The 2,171-nt window shown below is 40.6% G+C and carries 1 protein-coding gene; it reads right to left on the bottom strand.

Going from position 1 to position 2,171, the window contains the following annotated elements; all coding sequences use genetic code 11:
* Positions 1-2,162 (bottom strand): TIGR04388 family protein (locus CH365_RS19775; protein WP_244283340.1); only part of this gene is annotated, 2,162 nt, incomplete at its 3' end.
* Between the last annotated feature and the right edge of the window lie 9 nt (positions 2,163-2,171).

Here is a 2,171-nt window from a genome sequence, read left to right as displayed (position 1 = left end):
TTAGCCTTTTGATCTGCTTTGTAATCGATGAAAGCGGAAATAACGTCTGCTGGAATTCCTGTGGCTTTACTAATTCCGGTAGCCACCGCAGATTTAGTCATTTCTTTGACTTGTTGTTTTGCCCAGTCCATTCCGGAACCACCGGCAAACATAGTTTGAGCGATACTCATCACAGTAGATGCAGTATTTGCCTGAGCAATCGCACTTTCCTGTGCTCTTTGGTTCATTACTCCTGCATAATCATCCGCAGCGGAAGAATTGAGGGAAATCGCATTCATCAAGCCATCAGACAAATATGCATCAGTACGATTCGAATAAGAAGATTGCATATAGGAAGAAAGAGATTGTGAATTTTCTTCCGAATACCAATTGGATTTGAATAATCCTCCCAAATCTTTCGTATCTGCTAATTTTACTGTTCCGACATTTCCTAAAGTTACGTTTATACTAGTTTCAGTAAGTTTATAATTTTCGGAATTTGTAGCATCCCCACCTTGAAAAACAGCGCTCCCTGTTTTTACGGTTTGAACCGCATGGATGGTTCCCTTATCGTCTACATAAACGTCGGAGTATTTAAGCTTAAAGTTTTTATCATCGTTATATAATGCTTCACATGCTGATTGATTTGTTTTGTAATTATCCCCAACACAAAGTCCGGCACCTTCTATCTTTCCAGTAGCATCAGTTCCCGCAAAAGTTTTCCCGGTGAACTTCGCATATACCTCTTCTGAAATATCGGCGCCATTCATCTCTCTTTGCGCTTCCAAACTTTTAATAAGATTGTTTACTGAACTTTTTTGAGCATCTAGAGCCGCAATTTGTTGGGTTTCAACGATGCTTAGGTTATACGCCCCGTTCATCACGGTTCCGATATTATCGTAAAATGCAGAGACCTTACTCACATCGGGAGCTTTCGCTGCATCCGCTTGGAAAGAAGAAAGTTCATTAGAAAGAGAAGTCAAAGACGCTGCAGAAGAACTAGATACATTTGAATTGAAGGTAGGAAGTGCCGCAGCGCCGGAAGAAGCTGCATTTGCATCCGAATAAAGATTAGATAAATTCGTAAGCCAATCTTCTCTGTTCTGATACAACTCCTGAACTTGAGTTTGGTATTGGGTATTGATTTGGTTTTGAAGATCTAATTTTTTAGTTTGCCATTCAGAATATCTGGCTTGGTAATCGGAGACTTGTTGTTCCCAACTATTGATCGCAGGCATCAAAGTATTCTGCCAATCTCCTAATTGGAGATTGATATCCGCCATATAACCTTCAAAAAGTTCAGCATTCGCCTGTTGAGCTGCATCATGAACCTGAACGGAACCTTGGACATTTACCCATTCTTCGTATTTATCTAGATAATCGGGAATACAAATCCCCCCCCAACAAAGATAATATTTCGCAGTTAAAGTATAAAAATTGGACCCATCTTGAGACAAACTTCCTTGTTCCCGATCATAAGGATCTAAAAAGTCTATGTTCCAGGCCCAGTATTGGTTTATAAAGTCTGCGCTGGAAGAAGCCACCAGATCCATATTATAAACTTGAGAAATAGTTAAATTAGGATTTCCTAATAAACTATTTAATTGTGTTATTAAGTCTGTAGAATTTCCCGCCAAATAAGCCGCGACTGCAGCGCCTAAATGCCCAGCTTGGTTGTCTTGAAATCCCCCGGAAGCATTCAGTCCATTATACATGGTAGAAGGTGCATATCGGATTACACTAGTTCCCCCGTCTCCGAAAGTCCAACCCTGATATTCTGCGGCTCTTGCAGCTTGTGCTTGAGTAGTCGCATAATCTTTTTGGGTTTCCAAATAATCCTGCATATCAGATGCGATGTCCGCTAAAGACGCTGGATGATCCGGATCTAATGCCGTAGAAATAGTATCGATTAGGTTTTTAAGTTTTACCCCGGCAGCATTCAGCTTACTCCCATCGATCGTATTATATGCCGCTAATAATTGAGTGGAATCCATTCCGGAAAAATCTCCCAAAAGAGAATTTCCAGACGCATCCGTTAAATGTAGAAGATTTTGTTGGAGCAAATAAGTTTTCAATCCGTCCGCGCTATTGGCTACGCTCTGACGAACTTGGTTTTCTATCGTTTGTATTTGTTGGAAGTTCTGTTGGAATTGAGCATCCGTACTTGCAAGTGAGTTCTGCATACTCGTAAA

Origin of the sequence: Leptospira neocaledonica (genome assembly GCF_002812205.1) — a bacterium.
GTDB classification, from domain to species: Bacteria; Spirochaetota; Leptospiria; order Leptospirales; family Leptospiraceae; genus Leptospira_B; species Leptospira_B neocaledonica.
Note: the sequence above shows the minus strand (reverse complement) of the source record. Positions and strands in the feature narration are given on the sequence as shown.